13 protein-coding genes are annotated in these 16,933 nt (G+C 70.2%); 7 read left to right on the forward strand and 6 right to left on the reverse strand.

The window, feature by feature from the left end:
* Nucleotides 1-8: 8 nt before the first annotated feature.
* The 5 genes from IGA62_RS13100 to rpmH form a co-directional block, all read right to left on the reverse strand.
* A complete protein-coding gene (locus tag IGA62_RS13100; RefSeq protein WP_145821286.1) occupies nucleotides 9-587 on the reverse strand; it encodes a Jag family protein in 579 nt (192 codons plus the stop codon).
* A 212-nt stretch (nucleotides 588-799) separates the two neighbouring features.
* On the reverse strand, nucleotides 800-1,786 hold the full coding sequence (yidC, locus tag IGA62_RS13105) for a membrane protein insertase YidC (protein WP_145821284.1): 987 nt from the start codon (nucleotides 1,784-1,786) through the stop codon (nucleotides 800-802).
* A gap of 3 nt (nucleotides 1,787-1,789) precedes the next feature.
* Nucleotides 1,790-2,026 carry a membrane protein insertion efficiency factor YidD gene (yidD, locus tag IGA62_RS13110; protein WP_218105646.1) on the reverse strand — a complete coding sequence of 79 codons (237 nt, stop codon included), beginning with the start codon at nucleotides 2,024-2,026 and terminating at the stop codon, nucleotides 1,790-1,792.
* Between the two features lie 44 nt (nucleotides 2,027-2,070).
* A complete protein-coding gene (gene rnpA / locus IGA62_RS13115; RefSeq protein ID WP_145821280.1) occupies nucleotides 2,071-2,487 on the reverse strand; it encodes a ribonuclease P protein component in 417 nt (138 codons plus the stop codon).
* 35 nt (nucleotides 2,488-2,522) lie between these two features.
* Nucleotides 2,523-2,660, reverse strand: a complete 138-nt coding sequence (rpmH, locus tag IGA62_RS13120) for a 50S ribosomal protein L34 (protein ID WP_091454096.1) — start codon at nucleotides 2,658-2,660, stop codon at nucleotides 2,523-2,525.
* Between the two features lie 693 nt (nucleotides 2,661-3,353).
* On the opposite strand from rpmH, the gene dnaA reads away from it, so the two are divergent.
* From dnaA to IGA62_RS13145, 5 genes are all read left to right on the forward strand, one after another.
* Nucleotides 3,354-5,126: a chromosomal replication initiator protein DnaA gene (gene dnaA, locus IGA62_RS13125; RefSeq protein ID WP_232625073.1), complete on the forward strand. Its 1,773-nt coding sequence runs from the start codon at nucleotides 3,354-3,356 to the stop codon at nucleotides 5,124-5,126.
* An 851-nt stretch (nucleotides 5,127-5,977) separates the two neighbouring features.
* Nucleotides 5,978-7,111, forward strand: a complete 1,134-nt coding sequence (gene dnaN, locus IGA62_RS13130; protein WP_145821275.1) for a DNA polymerase III subunit beta — start codon at nucleotides 5,978-5,980, stop codon at nucleotides 7,109-7,111.
* A 43-nt stretch (nucleotides 7,112-7,154) separates the two neighbouring features.
* Nucleotides 7,155-8,027, forward strand: coding sequence for a phosphogluconate dehydrogenase (NAD(+)-dependent, decarboxylating) (gene gnd / locus IGA62_RS13135; RefSeq protein ID WP_145821273.1), 873 nt, complete (start codon nucleotides 7,155-7,157; stop codon nucleotides 8,025-8,027).
* A gap of 17 nt (nucleotides 8,028-8,044) precedes the next feature.
* A complete protein-coding gene (gene recF, locus IGA62_RS13140) occupies nucleotides 8,045-9,178 on the forward strand; it encodes a DNA replication/repair protein RecF (protein ID WP_145821271.1) in 1,134 nt (377 codons plus the stop codon).
* Nucleotides 9,179-9,374: 196 nt separating this feature from the next.
* Nucleotides 9,375-9,893 carry a DUF721 domain-containing protein gene (locus IGA62_RS13145; RefSeq protein WP_145821269.1) on the forward strand — a complete coding sequence of 173 codons (519 nt, stop codon included), beginning with the start codon at nucleotides 9,375-9,377 and terminating at the stop codon, nucleotides 9,891-9,893.
* 88 nt (nucleotides 9,894-9,981) lie between these two features.
* Here IGA62_RS13145 and IGA62_RS13150 read toward each other — a convergent pair whose 3' ends face one another.
* A complete protein-coding gene (locus tag IGA62_RS13150; protein WP_145821267.1) occupies nucleotides 9,982-10,536 on the reverse strand; it encodes a hypothetical protein in 555 nt (184 codons plus the stop codon).
* A 540-nt stretch (nucleotides 10,537-11,076) separates the two neighbouring features.
* On the opposite strand from IGA62_RS13150, the gene gyrB reads away from it, so the two are divergent.
* A complete protein-coding gene (gene gyrB / locus IGA62_RS13155) occupies nucleotides 11,077-13,023 on the forward strand; it encodes a DNA topoisomerase (ATP-hydrolyzing) subunit B (RefSeq protein WP_145821265.1) in 1,947 nt (648 codons plus the stop codon).
* 260 nt (nucleotides 13,024-13,283) lie between these two features.
* Nucleotides 13,284-16,931, forward strand: a complete 3,648-nt coding sequence (gene gyrA / locus IGA62_RS13160) for an intein-containing DNA gyrase subunit A (protein WP_408632877.1) — start codon at nucleotides 13,284-13,286, stop codon at nucleotides 16,929-16,931.
* Nucleotides 16,932-16,933: the final 2 nt, after the last annotated feature.

Consider the following 16,933-nt stretch of genomic DNA (forward strand, 5'->3'; position numbering starts at 1 on the left):
TCACCCGTTCAGTCCGCCGGCCGGACGACGATACGCCGGCTGGGCTCGACGCCCTCCGACTCGCTCTCCACGCCGGCCATCGCGTTCACCACGTCGTGCACGCACTTGCGCTCGAACGCGGACATCGGCTCCAGGCGGACCGGCTCGCCGTACTCCTTGACCTTCTCCACCGCGTTCTTGGCGACTGCGGCCAGCTCCTTGCGGCGGTTGGCCCGGTAGCCGCCGACGTCCAGCAGCAGCCGGCTGGGCGTACCGGTCTGCCGGAACACCGCCAGCCGGGCCAGCTCCTGGAGCGCCTCCAGGGTCGCGCCTCGCTGGCCGACCAGGTTCTGCAGGCGGGCACCGACCACCTCGACGACCGGCCGGCCACCCGACACCAGCTCGTCGATGTCCCCGTCGTAGTCGAGGATGTCGAGCAGACCCTCGACGTAGTCCGCCGCGATCTCGCTCTGCCGGAACAAGTCGCTCTCCGCCGGGGCCTTCTTCCCGCGCTCCTCGGCCTCGGTCTCCTCGGTCCCGGTCTTCGCGATCGGAGCAGCGTCCTCGTCCGGGGACTGGTCAGCGCGGGGGATGCTGGTGTCGGTCACGGTTCATCTCCGTACTTCGTTCGGCCGGACCGTCGGGTCCGATGGTTTCCCGGCGGTGGCGGGAGGTCTCGCCGGTGCCACCGGGCACGTCTGTACGGGCAGTGTCGCCCGTGACCGCGCGGTCGCGCGGCGGATCCGCCCGGCATCGGCCGTGGGCCGGTGGTACGGATCCGGCCGCCGCCGGGCGGGCCCGGCGGCGGCGCGTGGATCGGTCAGCCCTGCCGCTTGGCGGGCCGGTTCTTCTTCGGGTTGGCCGGCTTGGCGCCCGGCTTCGGGCCGGCGACCTTGGGTGCGGCGGGCTTCACCGGGGCCGGCGCGGGCTTGGCCCGGCCCAGGAGGCCTCCGGCCTTGGCCGGCTGCGCCGTGGTGCGACCGCTGGTGCCCGCCTTGGCGGTCATGCTCGGCGGCGGCGGGTACTTGCGGAGCACCCACTGCTGCTGGCCGAGCGTGAAGAGGTTGTTGGTGACCCAGTAGATGATCACACCGATCGGGAAGATCGCGCCGGAGATCAGCAGCGACAACGGGATGCCGTAGAGCATGAGTCGCTGGATCATCCGCTGCTGCGGGTCCTCCGCCCAGCCGGTCTTGAGGATCATCTGACGGCTGGTCAGGTAGGTGGTGCCCATCATCACCAGGACCAGGACGCCGGCGATCACCTTGACGGTGGTGCCGTTCGCGCCGAGCCGGGACAACTCCTCGGCGGTCGAGCCGAACTTGCCGGCGATCGGGGCGGTGAAGATCGATGCTGCGGAGGCGCTCTCGAACTGGTCGACCGTCCAGCCGTACAGGGTCTTCTTGTCTTCGGTCTTGAACGGGTCGAGGCGGCGGAGCACGTGGAAGAGGCCGAGGAAGACGGGGATCTGGAGGAACATCGGAAGGCAGCCCATGAGCGGGTTGGCCTTTTCCTTCCGATAGAGCTCCATCATCTCCTTCTGGAGCGTCTCCCGGTCACCCTTGTGCTTCTCCTGGAGCGCCTTGACCTGCGGCTGCAACGCCTGCATGGCCCGCTGCGACTTGATCTGCTTGACGAAGACCGGGAAGAGGATCACCCGGACGGTGACCACCAGGAAGATGATGGCCAGGATCCAGGCCCAGTTCGTCCCCGCGACCGCGCCGTCCGGCACCCCGATGGCGTCCCACGCCGAGTGCCAGGCCAGCAGGATCCACGAGATCGCGTAGTAGACCCAGTCGAGACTCAATTCTCAGGCTCCAGTCTCATCGGCGCGGCGGCCACCCGGCGGCGGCACCGGGTCATATCCACCGGGGTGGAAGGGGTGGCAGCGCGAAAGCCGCCGGATCGTCAGGACGGTTCCCCGGAACGCGCCGTGCCGGGTGACGGCCTCCAGACCGTACGCACTGCACGACGGGTGGAACCGACAGCGGGCCGGCAGTGCCGGGCTTATCCAACGACGGTACGCGATGATGGGCCCGACCAGCATCCGGGCACCGAGTGTCGGGGGCCGGGGCGTGGCGGATCCGCTGCTCATCGGGACCGCCGGCTCCGGGGCATCCGCGCCGAGGCGACGGCCGCGTCCAGGTCGGCACCGAGCCGGGCGTAACTCGCCCCGGCCGCTGCGGGAAGTGCGCGTACCACGAGTGTGCTGCCCTCCGGCAGCACGGCGAGCCGCTCCCGGACCAGGTGCCGCAACTGGCGGCGGACCCGGTTGCGGACCACCGCCGGCCCGACCGCCTTGGACACGACGAAGCCGGCGCGGGTCGGTGCGGAGGATTCCTCCGCACCCGCTGCCCGCGCCGGCTCCGGCGAAGACGGTGCCCCGGACCCTGGTGTCGGTGGCAGAGCCAGGTGGACGACGACGGCGCCACGGCCGGCGCGACGCCCACCACGGATCGCTGCGGCGAAATCGGTGCTGCGCCGCAGTCGCTGCGCGGCTGCCAGCACGACTGCCCACGTCCTCCGAACGGGCCCGGCCGACGTCAGGCCGACAGGCGGGCGCGGCCCTTGGCGCGACGGGTCGAGATGATGGCGCGGCCGGCGCGGGTACGCATGCGCAGCCGGAAGCCGTGGGTCTTCGCGCGCCGGCGGTTGTTCGGCTGGAAGGTGCGCTTGCTCACGTCAGGCTCTCCGTTTTCCGTACGCCCCGCGCGGGGGATCGCTCGGGGTGTGTGGTGGTCCAGGCCGGTTGGTGGCCTACGATCGGCGCTGCCCGACGATCCGGGACCTCGACGATGCGGGCACCACGACCGCGGACAGCAGGCACCCATCACCCTAGCAGAGGGCGACAGAGCAGCTATTCCACCCTACGCAGGGCGGCAATGACCGTCAAACAACCCCGTTGCACCACACAGCACCCGTGGCCGGGGGCGTCGGGCGTCGCGACGCGCCCGGGTCGAAGCGGTGGTTTTCGCTGATGCCGCCAAGGGGCACCCGCCCGGCCGGTTGAAGCGGCGCGGACAACGCTGTTAGCGTGCGCGCTTGCGGTCAGCGTCGGAGATCGGGGTCGGGATCCGGTGCCGCTGACAGGCAAGACCGGACCGGGCGGTGGATCGTTCGGCACGGTGAACCCGCTTCAGCACCCGTTCAGGCAGGGGGCAGGTCCCACCCGCATCCGGCGGGCAGCCACAATCGGTCGGTACACAGCCTGTGGATAACTTGTGGATGGCGACCGGTCAGCCGTCCGGGCGGATGGTGTTCCAGCCGCTCAGACGTGGTGGCGGGCCCGGGACGGCCGACTGGGGAACAGCGGCGGCCGGGAGCAGAGGCGAGGGGGTGGCACGACGGTGGCCGGAACGACCGACCTTGCCGCGGTGTGGACCGCGACGACGGACGAGCTCGCCGACGAGATCATCTCGGCTCAGCAACGTGCCTACCTGCGGCTGACCCGGTTGCGCGCGATCGTCGAGGACACCGCGCTGCTCTCCGTACCCGACGCCTTCACCCGGGACGTGATCGAGTCCCGGCTCCGCCCGGCGATCACCGAGGCGCTCACCCGCCGACTGGGCCGTCCGATCCAGGTGGCGGTCACCGTCCGGGTCGCCGAGGACGGCACGGGCCGTCCGGCGGGCACGGTGTACCGCAGCGTGCCCGAGGCCGACGCGCCCGAACTGCCCTTCCCCGGCTACGACGCCAACCCCGCCCACACCGAGGCGCCGGCCCCGTTCCGGGAGGCCGCGCCGCCCGCGTTCCATTCGGACGAGGAGGGCGGCCCCGGCGCGCAGATGGACCCGGCCCGGGGCGGAACGGCCGGCGACGACCCCCGGCGGCTGATCCCCACCAGCCGGGGCAGTCAGGAACCCCTCTTCACCGCCAGCTTCACCGAACCCCTGGGGGGCGGGCCGCCCGGGGCGGACCGGCGGGGTTACGACGACCGACGCGACAGTAGGCCCGACCAGGGCCGCCCGTACGACCAGCGCTACCGCGACGACGCCGGTCCGGTACGGGACCGGCTGCCCCGCGACGGCGCGACGGACAGCGGACCGGGACGCGGTGGCGTGGATCACCGGCCGGGCGGCCGGGACGACCGGCGGCTCCCCGGCGGTGCGGAGACCGGAGGGAACCGGCTCAACCCGAAGTACATGTTCGAGACGTTCGTCATCGGCTCGTCCAACCGGTTCGCGCACGCGGCCAGTGTGGCGGTGGCCGAGTCGCCGGCCAAGGCGTACAACCCACTGTTCATCTACGGCAGCTCGGGGCTGGGCAAGACCCACCTGCTGCACGCGATCGGGCACTACGCCACGACGCTGGGCAACGCCCGCTCGGTCCGGTACGTCTCGACCGAGGAGTTCACCAACGACTTCATCAACTCGCTGCGCGACGACAAGACCAGCGCGTTCCAGCGCCGCTACCGGGACGTGGACATCCTCCTGATCGACGACATCCAGTTCCTGGAGAACCGGGAGCGGACCCAGGAGGAGTTCTTCCACACCTTCAACACCCTGCACAACGCCAACAAGCAGATCGTGATCACCTCGGACCGGTCGCCGAAGCAGCTCGCGACCCTGGAGGACCGGCTGCGGACCCGGTTCGAGTGGGGGCTGCTGGCCGACATCCAGCCGCCGGACCTGGAAACCCGGATCGCCATCCTCCAGAAGAAGGCCGCCCAGGAGCGCCTGTACGCGCCACCGGACGTGCTGGAGTTCATCGCCTCGCGGGTGTCGAACTCGATCCGCGAGTTGGAGGGCGCGCTGATCCGGGTCACTGCGTTCGCCAGTCTCACCCGCTCCACGGTCGAGCTCTCGCTCGCCGAGGAGGTGCTGCGGGACTTCATCCCGGACGGCGCCGGTCCGGAGATCACCGCCGACCAGATCATGGTCTCCACCGCCGACTACTTCGGCGTCAGCCTGGAGGACCTGCGCGGGCACTCCCGATCCCGGGTGCTGGTCAACGCCCGGCAGGTGGCCATGTACCTCTGCCGTGAGCTGACCGACCTCTCGCTGCCCCGGATCGGTCAGGCGTTCGGCGGGCGGGACCACACCACGGTCATGCACGCGGACCGCAAGATCCGTCAGCAGATGGCCGAACGCCGGTCGCTCTACAACCAGATCGCCGAGCTGACCAACCGGATCAAGCAGACCTCCTGAACCGGGCCGGGGCGGCCGACTGCTGAAGCGGGCCGCCCGGCGGCCCCCGCCCGCCCGGCGAGAAACCACACCGACGGCAGCGCCCGGCCCGACGGCCGGGCGTTTCCGTGTGCTGCCGGCCGTCGGAACGTCGTCCCCCACACCCGCCGACGGGCTGTGGAACACGGCTCGGGGCGGTTCGGCGTACCCACAAGCCCACCCAGCTGTCCACAGCCGGAGGGACTTGTCCACAACAAGTTATCCACAGGCGGTGGATAACTACGGTCCGCCCCGACCCGGTTACCCACAGGTTGTGGAAAAACCCTGGGGACGACACTGTGGATGGCTGTGGACAGTCGCTCGGTTATCCACCGGTCGCCGGCTGCCTGTGTACGACCTGTTGAAGGTTCTGGGGAAAACCGCTGTCAGGGGTGGTGCGCCTGTCCACAGGCCTGGGGAGAAAGTCCGTGGATAACCGGTGGATAACCGGTGGACGACGGTGGACAACTCGGCCCGGCACGGCGGCTGTGGACAAGTACGTGAGTTGTACCCATGGTTCTCCACAGGTAAACCACCGGTGGATAACGTGTCTGACCTGCGAAAACGCGACTTGTCCACAGTTTGCACAGGTGCGATGAAGACGATGGGTTATCTCTTTAGAAGAGAACAAAAACCAATCATCACCGTTGGACTTCCTGTGGATGGGGTCGTCGGCCTCCGGCCGGAGCAGGCTCACGACCCGATCCACGGGGTCGGGCGCACAGCCGATGCCCACGCGCCCTAAGGTGCGATGGGTACCCGCACGGTCGGGCGGGACGGTGGGCAGCGGTCGGCATGAGAGAGTTGTCGCTGACGTCGACGCGGAGGCATTGATGAAGTTCCGAGTGGAGCGCGACGCGCTCGCCGAGGCTGTGGCGTGGACCGCGAAGAGCCTCCCCAACCGGCCGTCCGTACCGGTGCTCGCCGGGGTGATGCTCCGGGTGACCGACGGCAACCTGCAGGTCTCCGGCTTCGACTACGAGGTTTCCAGCCAGGTCACCGTCGAGGTACAGGGTGACGCCGACGGTGCCGCGCTGGTCTCCGGTCGCCTGCTCGCCGAGATCACCAAGGCCCTGCCGGGCAAGCCCGTCGACATCGCCGCCGTCGGCGCGCATCTCGAACTGGTCTGCGGCAGTGCCCGGTTCACCCTGCCGACCATGCCGGTGGAGGACTACCCGACCCTGCCGGAGATGCCGGCGAGCGCCGGCACCGTGGACGCCGCCGCCTTCGCCGCCGCGGTCGCCCAGGTCGCGGTGGCCGCCGGCCGGGACGAGACCCTGCCGATGATGACCGGCGTACGGCTGGAGCTGAACGGCGACACCCTCGCCATGCTCGCCACCGACCGTTACCGCCTCGCCCTGCGCGAGATGCAGTGGCGACCGGACGACGCCGGCGTCAGCATCAACGCCCTGGTGCCCGCCCGGACGCTGCACGACACGGCCAAGGCGCTCGGCCCGCTCGGCGGCGAGGTGACCCTGGCCCTGTCGCAGGGCGCGGCCGGCGAAGGCATGATCGGCTTCTCCGGTGGCACCCGCCGGACCACCAGCCGGCTGCTCGACGGCGCGAACTACCCGCCGGTCCGGTCGCTCTTCCCGCCGAGCCACAACGCCGAGGCCCGGGTGTCGGTCAGCACCCTGATCGAGGTGGTCAAGCGGGTCGCCCTGGTCGCCGAGCGGACCACCCCGGTGCTGCTCAGCTTCAGCTCCGACGGTCTGGTCGTCGAGGCCGGCGGCACCGAGGAGGCGCGGGCCAGCGAGGCCATGGACGCGACCTTCACCGGGGACGCGCTGACCGTCGGCTTCAACCCGCAGTACCTGATCGACGGCCTGGCGAACCTGGGTGCGCAGACCGCGATGCTCTCCTTCGTCGACGCGCTGAAGCCCGCCGTGATTTCCCCGGCCGGTGAGGATGGCGAGGTCATTCCGGGGTACCGGTACCTGATCATGCCGATCCGGGTCTCCCGCTGATCGCGCACGCACCCCGACCCAGAACCACCGGAGGTAGGTACAGATGCAGCTCGGCCTGGTAGGACTCGGCCGCATGGGCGGCAACATGCGCGAGCGGCTGCGCGCCGCCGGGCACGAGGTGGTCGGCTTCGACCACAACGCGGAGCTGAGCGACGTCGCCTCCCTGCCGGAGCTGGTCGAGAAGCTGGCGGCACCGCGCGCGGTCTGGGTGATGGTGCCCGCCGGGGTCACCGACGCCACCATTGACGAGCTGGCCGCCCTGCTCGACTCCGGCGACATCATCATCGACGGCGGCAACTCCCGCTTCAGCGACGACGCCCCGCGCGCCGAGCGGCTGAACGAGCGCGGCATCGGCTACCTCGACGTCGGGGTCTCCGGCGGGGTGTGGGGCCGGCAGAACGGCTACGCGCTGATGGTCGGCGGCTCCGAGGAGCACGTCGGACAGCTGATGCCGATCTTCGAGGCGCTCAAGCCGGAGGGTGAGTTCGGCTTCGTGCACGCCGGGCCGGTCGGTGCCGGGCACTACGCCAAGATGGTGCACAACGGCATCGAGTACGGCCTGATGCACGCCTACGCCGAGGGCTACGAGCTGCTCGCCGCCTCCGAGCTGGTGACCAACGTGCCGGGAGTCTTCAAGTCCTGGCGGGAGGGCACCGTGGTCCGCTCCTGGCTGCTCGACCTGCTCGACCGGGCCCTCGACGAGGACCCGGAGCTGGCCGAGCTGAGCGGCTACACCGAGGACACCGGCGAGGGCCGTTGGACGGTCGACGAGGCGGTCCGGCTCGCCGTACCGCTGAACGTCATCACCGCCTCCCTCTTCGCCCGGTTCGCCTCCCGGCAGGACGACTCGCCCGCCATGAAGGCCGTCGCCGCGCTGCGCCAGCAGTTCGGCGGGCACGCCGTCCGCAAGCGCTGACCGGCATCCGCTCCGCCGTGTACGTCCGCCGGCTCGAACTGGTCGACTTCCGCTCGTACGAGCGGGTCGGCGTCGACCTCGAACCGGGGGCGAACGTCCTGGTCGGGGCGAACGGGGTCGGCAAGACCAACCTCGCCGAGGCGCTCGGCTACGTGGCGACCCTGGACAGTCACCGGGTCGCCACCGACGCTCCGCTGGTGCGGCTCGGTGCCGAGTCGGCGGTGATCCGCTGCGCGGTGGTGCACGAGGGCCGGGAACTCCTGATCGAGTTGGAGATCGTCCCCGGCAAGGCCAACCGGGCCCGGCTGGGGCGGTCGCCGGCCCGCCGGGCGCGGGACGTGCTCGGCGCGCTGCGGCTGGTGCTGTTCGCCCCGGAGGACCTGGAACTCGTCCGGGGCGACCCGGCCGAACGCCGCCGCTACCTCGACGACCTGCTGGTGCTCCGCCAACCCCGGTACGCCGGGGTGCGCGCCGACTACGAGCGGGTGGTCAAGCAGCGCAACGCCCTGCTGCGTACCGCGTACCTGGCCCGCAAGACCGGCGGCTCGCGGGGTGGGGACCTCTCCACCCTGGCGGTGTGGGACACCCACCTGGCCCGGCACGGGGCGGAACTCCTCGCCGGGCGGCTGGAGCTGGTCGCCGCGCTCACGCCACACGTGACCAAGGCGTACGACGCGGTCGCCGCCGGGCGGGCGTCCGCGGGGATCGCGTACCGACCGTCGGTCGAGCTGGGCGAGACGGTGCCGGACCGGGCGACCCTCACCGAGGCGTTGACCGTCGCGCTGGCCGAGGCACGTACCGCCGAGGTGGATCGCGGCACCACCCTGGTGGGTCCGCACCGGGACGACCTCGCGCTCACCCTCGGCCCGCTGCCCGCCAAGGGGTACGCCAGCCACGGCGAGTCGTGGTCGTTCGCGCTCGCCCTGCGGCTGGCCGCGTACGACCTGCTCCGCTCGGACGGGATCGAGCCGGTGCTGGTGCTCGACGACGTCTTCGCCGAACTGGACGCCGGCCGCCGGGAGCGGCTGGCGGGCCTGGTCGGCGGGGCCGCCCAGCTCCTGGTGACCTGTGCCGTCGACGACGACGTGCCGGTGGCCCTGCGGGGTGCCCGCTACCACGTCGGCGAGGGGACGGTACGCCGTGTCGGATGACCCGATCCTGCCCCGTCCCGCCGCCGGTGCGGCCCGGAGTGCCGCCGGTCGTGCCCGGGCGGCCGGAACCGGGGGCCGGCGGATCGACGGTTCCGGGGACGGGTCCGGCGGATCCCGAGCCCCCGCGCCCGACCGGGCCGGCGGGGACCGGACCGACTCCGGCGGACGCCCTGCGGGAACAGGCGGGAGCACTGGCGTGGACCTGCCGGGCGAAACGTCCGGCCCGCAGTTGGCCCGGGCGGTGCTGGACGCGGCGAAGGCCCGACGCGAGGCGGCCGCTCCTCGACGGCGCAGCGCGGTGGGTGGCGGCGGGGACGGGCAGCGACGACTGCGCGGCTACTCCGGGCCGGGACCGGACCCCCGGGATCCGCAGCTGCTCGGCGCGGTGCTCAGCCGGCTGATGAAGGCCCGGGGCTGGGAGCAGCCGGCGGCGGAGGCCACCGTCTTCGGCGCGTGGGAACGGGTGGTCGGGCCGGAGATCGCCCAGCACAGCCGGCCGGTGAAGCTGGAGGACGGCGAACTCACCGTCGAGGCGAGATCGACGGCGTGGGCCACCCAGCTCCGCCTGTTGGCCGGTTCACTGCTCCAGAAGATCGCCCGTGAGGTCGGTCACAACGTCGTCCGCAAGCTGCACATCCACGGCCCCGCCGCGCCGTCCTGGTCGCGGGGGCCCCGACGCGTACGGGGTCGTGGACCCCGCGACACCTACGGCTGACCGCGCGCCCGCGTCCCGGGCGCGCCACCGCCGCCCCGGGCAACCGACCCCGGCCCGGGACGTTGTACGAAGGGTGGGAGTGAAACGGTCAGGTGGCGGCGTAGACGGCGTAGCCGCGGTCCGCGCAGCGGCGGTAGAAGGCGGCCAGGACGGCCAGCTCGGCGCAGGTGAAGCTCCACTGCGGCGGGTCGCCGGCCTCGTCGCGGAGGCCGTCGAGCCGGGCGTCGAGCCAGCGGAGCTGCTGCTCGGCGAGACGACCGTCGCCCAGCAGTTCGCGCAGCACGGCGCTGACCGACTCGAAGGTGACCGCCTCCCCGTGCTCGCGGTGCCGGGCGACGAACCGCTCCAGCCCGTCGGCGATCCAGGCGCAGCCGTCCGGGTCGATCACCGGGTCCTCGTCCTCGGCGGCGTTCTCGGTGGCGTAGAGCACATTCTCCAGGCCGAGCAGGAGATCCACGAGTTCGGTGTAGGCCGTCGCCCGGACCGTGCCGGTCTTGGCGATCAGCTCGGCGAGAGCCGCGGTCGGCGCGGAGATCCGGGGCATCTCCACGATCTCGCCGAAATCCACGAACTCGGCCGGTGCCACCGGGTCGTAGAACCGGCCGGTCCGCGGCCAGACCACCGCGACGTTGTCCAGCCCCATCGGGCGTCACCTCTTAAGTGCACGTGTCGAGCCAGTCGGTCCGATCGTCCGATTCTGCCGTCTAAAGATCAAGTGCGGCACCCCGGGTGGCGCCCCAAGGTACGGCACCGTGCGTACTCGGCGCGACCCCGCGGCGTACTCGTCGCGGGTGGTGTCGGTGGGCCGACCGTCGGCAACCGCGCCCACGATCAGGGCCGCTCGTGTAGGGGGAGTTGCGGGTGGCGCGATTCGGGCCGCAGCGGAGGTCTGAGCCGCCTTCAAGGGGTGCCGAGTGGTGGTTATGTCGGCTGCGCACAGTAGGATTGGAGGCGAGACGAAGATCTGACGCGGAGCGACGCCACGGACCCCGCCGGGCCCCGACGCGCCCGTGTCGCATCGAGTTGATCGCGATCCGCGGGCAACCGCGGCGACCGGCGCGTTCGGCCCGTACCCCGGAACATACCCGGTGCCGGTCCATGCGCCCGACGTCGCGTCCTGTCCGCCGAACCCGCGCCCGACGCGCCCTGTGAGGGGGCGGACGGCGCGAGAAAGTGGCCGAGGGTGGCAGCGCAGAACAAGCAGGAGTACGGCGCCGAGTCGATCACCGTCCTCGAAGGGCTTGAGGCGGTCCGGAAGCGGCCCGGCATGTACATCGGGTCCACCGGGGAACGTGGTCTGCACCACCTCGTCTGGGAGGTCGTCGACAACGCGGTCGACGAGGCGCTGGCGGGTTACTGCGACACCATCGACGTGGTGCTGCTGGCCGACGGTGGCGTACAGGTCACCGACAACGGTCGTGGCTTCCCGGTCGACCTGCACCCCAAGCTGAAGAAGCCCGGCGTCGAGGTCGCGCTGACCGTGCTGCACGCCGGCGGCAAGTTCGACGGCAAGGCGTACGCGGTCTCCGGCGGTCTGCACGGCGTCGGCGTGTCCGTCGTGAACGCGCTCTCCACGCGGATGGCCGTGGAGATCCACAAGGACGGCTTCGTCTGGCGGCAGAAGTACACCGCCTCCAAGCCGAGCCCGCTGGACAAGGGCGAGACCACCGACCGCACCGGCTCGGCGGTCGCCTTCTGGCCCGACCCGGACGTCTTCGAGACGGTCGACTTCGACTTCCAGACCATCTACCGGCGGCTCCAGGAGATGGCCTTCCTCAACCGGGGCCTCACCATCCACCTCCTCGACGAGCGGGTGCCCGAGGACGAGGACGGCCGCCAGCGCGAGGTCACCTTCTGTTACAAGGGCGGCATCGCCGACTTCGTCCGGCACCTCAACGCCTCGAAGAACCCGATCCACAAGACGGTGGTCGAGTTCTTCGGCGAGGAGGAGGGCATGTCCGTCGAGATCGCCATGCAGTGGAACGAGTCCTACGGCGAGTCGGTCTACACCTTCGCCAACACCATCAACACGCACGAGGGTGGTACCCACGAGGAGGGCTTCCGGGCCGCGCTGACCAGCCTCGTCAACAAGTACGGCGCGGAGAAGAAGCTGCTGAAGGCCGACGAGAAGCTCTCCGGCGAGGACATCCGTGAAGGACTCGCCGCGATCATCTCGGTCAAGCTGGCCAACCCGCAGTTCGAGGGGCAGACCAAGACCAAGCTCGGCAACACCCCGGTGAAGAGCTTCGTGCAGCGGGTCTGCAACGAGTGGCTGGTCGACTGGTTCGACCGGAACCCGGCCGAGGCCAAGGTCATCATCACCAAGGCGTCCCAGGCCGCCCGCGCCCGGATCGCCGCCCAGCAGGCCCGGAAGCTGGCCCGCCGCAAGTCGCTGCTGGAGTCCGGCTCGATGCCGGGCAAGCTGGCCGACTGCCAGTCCACCGACCCGCGCGAGTCGGAGGTCTTCATCGTCGAGGGCGACTCGGCCGGCGGCTCGGCCAAGCAGGGGCGGGACCCGCGGACCCAGGCGATCCTGCCGATCCGGGGCAAGATCCTGAACGTGGAGAAGGCCCGGATCGACCGGGTGCTGAAGAACAACGAGGTCCAGGCGCTGATCACCGCGCTCGGCACCGGCATCCACGACGACTTCGACATGGAGAAGCTGCGCTACCACAAGGTGGTGCTGATGGCCGACGCGGACGTGGACGGCCAGCACATCCAGACCCTGCTGCTCACCCTCCTGTTCCGCTTCATGCGTCCGCTGGTCGAGCTGGGGCACGTCTACCTGGCCGCCCCGCCGCTCTACAAGATCAAGTGGAACAAGCGGGGCGACGACGCCCAGTACGCCTACTCCGACCGGGAGCGGGACGGGCTGATCGCCCTGCGGCAGCAGAAGAAGCCGAACGCCAGGCCGGACGACATCCAGCGCTTCAAGGGCCTCGGCGAGATGAACTATCCCGAACTGTGGGAAACCACGATGAACCCGGCGACCCGGACCCTGCGTCAGGTCACCCTCGACGACGCCGCGGTCGCGGACGAGTTGTTCAGCGTCCTGATGGGTGAGGACGTCGAGGCGCGCCGCTCGTTCATTCAACGTAACGCCAAGGACGTGCGCTTCCTGGACATCTGACGGTTGCCGGCGGACCGCCGGGAAGCCCCCGGCGGTTCACTGGTCCACAGAGTTATCCACAGCTTCGACGGTATCCACAGCCGTTATCCACAGCACGAAAACGACTCTGAGTCTGATAAGGGTTAACAGTGACCGATACTCCCGAGTCCACCCCTAACGAGCCGGAGACCCCGGAGGCCGCCGCCACGGTAGTGGCGCACGACCGGATCGAGCCGGTCGGCCTCGAGGTGGAGATGCAGCGCTCCTACCTCGACTACGCGATGAGCGTCATCGTCGGGCGGGCGCTGCCGGACGTGCGGGACGGGCTCAAGCCGGTCCACCGCAAGATCCTCTACGCCATGTTCGACTCCGGCTACCGGCCGGACCGCGGTTACGTGAAGTGCTCCCGCGTCGTCGGCGACGTGATGGGGCAGTTCCACCCGCACGGCGACTCGGCGATCTACGACGCGCTGGTCCGGATGGCGCAGCCCTGGTCACTGCGGTACCCGCTGGTCGACGGCAACGGAAACTTCGGCTCGCCCGGAAACGATCCGGCCGCCGCGATGCGTTACTGCCTCGCAGGCGATGCCCGGATCCGTACCGCTGACGGGTCGGTCCGGATCGACCAGGTCGTGCCCGGCGCGGCACCGAGCAGCGAGACCGAGATCGACCTGAAGGTCCGCGACCGCAACGGCGACCTGGTCCGCGCCACCCGGTTCTTCCACTCCGGTGAGCACCCCACGCTGCGGCTGCGCACCCACGAGGGGTACGAGCTGACCGGCACCCACAACCACCCGGTGCTCTGCCTGGTGGACGTGGCCGGCGTGCCCACCCTGCTCTGGAAGCTGCTCGCCGAGATCTCCCCCGGTGACCGGGTGGTGCTCCAGCGGTCCGTTCCGGACGAGATCGGCTACCCGATGCTGGAGCACGTCGAGGCCGCTGTCCTCGCCGGTGCCTTCGTCAGCGAGGGCTGGGTCTCCGAGGGGCGGGCCGGCTTCAACAACACCGACCGGGAGTTCTTCGTCCGGGTGCTCGCCGCCTACGACCTCGCCGTGGGTGGCCCCCGGTACGTCGCCCAGCGCACCAGCGCCTCCGGCAGCGTCCTGCACGAGCTCGACGTCCAGGACCTGACCGCCCTGCGGGCGAGCATCCTCGGCGAGATGGTCGGGGCACGGAGCGCGGCGAAGTTCGTCCCGGAGTTCGTCTGGCAGGGGCCGGCGGCGATCAAGCGCGCGTTCCTCCAGGCGCTCTTCGAGGGGGACGGTTCCTCCTCGCTGCTGCCGCGCAACAGCATCCAGATCTCGTACTCCACCCGCAGCGACCGCCTGGCCCGCGAGGTCCAGCAGCTGCTGCTGGAGTTCGGCGTGGTGAGCAGGCAGTGCCGGTACGACAACGGCGAGACCAAGGTCGTGGTGACCAACCGCCGTGACGCCCGGATCTTCGCCCAGCAGGTCGGTTTCCTCGGCCGTAAGCAGGCCAAGCTGGAATCCGAGCTGGCCCCGGTGCCGCAGACCAGCACCGCTCTCTCCGCCGACCACGTGCCCTTCGTGGCCGACTTCGTCCGGGCGCACGGTGCCACCCGCTGGACCGAGCGGGACTGGCTGCGCCGGCACAACGTCGACCGGATCGAGCGCTGGGAACGGGACCGCGAGGAGATCGCCGCCCGGATCACCGAGGCCGACGTGCTCGATGTGGTCGAGCCGCTGGTGGACGGGCGCTTCTACTACGCCGAGGTGGCGGAGGTCGAGGACGCCGGCGTCCAGGCGGTCTACAGCATCCGGGTCGACACCGACGACCACTCGTTCGTGTCCGACGGCTTCGTCAGCCACAACACCGAATGCAAGCTGGACCCGCTGGCGATGGAGATGCTGCGGGACATCGACGAGGACACCGTCGACCTCCAGGACAACTACGACGGCCGGGCCAAGGAGCCCACCATCCTGCCGTCGCGGATCCCGAACCTGCTGATCAACGGGTCCGAGGGCATCGCGGTCGGCATGGCCACCAAGATCCCGCCGCACAACCTGCGCGAGATCGGCGCGGCCGTGCAGTGGTGCCTGGAGAACCCGGAGGAGGACGAGGCCACCACCCTCGACGCGCTGCTGGAGATCGTCAAGGGCCCGGACTTCCCGACCCACGGCCTGATCGTCGGCACCACCGCCATCCAGGACGCGTACCGGACCGGCCGCGGCTCGATCCGGATGCGCGCCGTGGTGGAGGTCGAGGAGGACAAGCGGGGTCGTCCCTGCCTGGTCGTCAGCGAGCTGCCCTACCAGGTCAACCCGGACAATCTCGCCGAGCGGATCGCCGAGCTGATCAAGGAGGGGAAGCTCGGCGGCATCGCCGACATCCGGGACGAGTCCTCCGGGCGTACCGGCATGCGGATCGTGCTGGTGCTCAAGCGCGACGCGGTCGCCAAGGTGGTGTTGAACAACCTCTACAAGCACACCCAGCTCCAGGAGACCTTCGGCGCCAACATGCTGGCGCTGGTCGACGGCGTGCCGCGCACGCTCAACCTCGCGCAGTTCATCCGCTACTACGTCGAGCACCAGATCGAGGTCATCCGGCGGCGGACGGCGTTCCGGCTGCGCAAGGCCGAGGAGCGGGCGCACATCCTGCGCGGTCTGTCCAAGGCGCTGGACGCGCTGGACGAGGTGATCGCCCTGATCCGGCGCTCGCCCACCGTCGAGGACGCCCGGCAGGGCCTGATCCAGCTGCTGACGATCGACGAGATCCAGGCGACCGCGATCCTGGACATGCAGCTGCGTCGTCTCGCCGCTCTGGAGCGGCAGCGGATCCTGGACGACCTGGCGAAGCTTGAGATCGAGATCGCCGACCTGAAGGACATCCTGGCGAAGCCGGAGCGGCAGCGGAAGATCGTCTCCGAGGAGCTGGGCGAGATCGTCGCCAAGTGGGGCGACGAGCGGCGTACGAAGATCGTGCCGTTCGACGGCGAGGTCTCCATGGAGGACCTGATCGCCCGCGAGGACGTCGTGGTCACCATCACCCGGACCGGGTACGCCAAGCGGACCAAGGTCGACCTCTACCGCTCCCAGCGCCGGGGCGGCAAGGGCGTCAGCGGCGCCACGCTGCGGCAGGACGACATCGTCAGCCACTTCTTCGTCTGCTCGACCCACGACTGGATCCTGTTCTTCACCAACAAGGGACGGGTCTACCGGGCCAAGGCGTACGAGCTTCCGGAGGCCAGTAGGGTGGCCAAGGGCCAGCACGTGGCCAATCTGCTCGCCTTCCAGCCGGAGGAGCAGATCGCACAGATCATCGAGATCCCGAACTACCAGGTAGCCCCCTATCTGGTACTGGCCACGAAGAACGGCCTGGTGAAGAAGACGAAGCTCGAGGAGTTCGACTCCAACCGCTCGGGCGGCATCATCGCGATCAACCTGCGCGACGAGGACGAGCTGGTCGGCGCTGCCCTGTGCGCGCCGGACGACGACCTGCTGCTGGTCTCGAAGAACGCCCAGGCCATCCGGTTCAACGCGGGTGACGAGACGCTGCGACCGATGGGGCGGGCGACCACGGGCGTGATCGGCATGCGTTTCAGTGACGAAGACGAACTGCTGGCCATGGAGGTCGTCCGGGAGGGCATGGACGTCCTGGTGGCCACCAACGGGGGATATGCGAAACGGACCCCCATCGAGGAATACCCGGTGCAGGGCCGGGGAGGTAAGGGCGTGTTGACCGCGAAGATCACAGAGCGCCGCGGGGGTCTTGTCGGCGCGGTCGTGATCAGCCCGGACGACGAGCTCTTCGCGATCACCAGCAACGGTGGCGTCATCCGGACTCCGGTGAAGCCTGTACGCCGTACGCGGGATCGGAACACAATGGGGGTCAAGCTGATGGACCTCCCGGACGGCGTAACTATCGTGGCGATTGCTCGCAATGCCGACGAGCCTGACGAACAGGACTAGTT

Origin of the sequence: Micromonospora sagamiensis (assembly GCF_014680085.1) — a bacterium.
GTDB classification, from domain to species: Bacteria; Actinomycetota; Actinomycetes; order Mycobacteriales; family Micromonosporaceae; genus Micromonospora; species Micromonospora inyonensis.

Bases quoted from the DNA above. Each gene is read 5' to 3' on its own strand.
- gyrA (WP_408632877.1), top strand. From the start codon at position 13,284: ATGAGCGTCATCGTCGGGCGGGCGCTGCCGGACGTGCGGGACGGGCTC.
- yidD (WP_218105646.1), bottom strand. From the start codon at position 2,026: ATGCTGGTCGGGCCCATCATCGCGTACCGTCGTTGGATAAGCCCGGCA.
- IGA62_RS13150 (WP_145821267.1), bottom strand. From the start codon at position 10,536: ATGGGGCTGGACAACGTCGCGGTGGTCTGGCCGCGGACCGGCCGGTTC.
- gnd (WP_145821273.1), top strand. From the start codon at position 7,155: ATGCAGCTCGGCCTGGTAGGACTCGGCCGCATGGGCGGCAACATGCGC.
- dnaN (WP_145821275.1), top strand. From the start codon at position 5,978: ATGAAGTTCCGAGTGGAGCGCGACGCGCTCGCCGAGGCTGTGGCGTGG.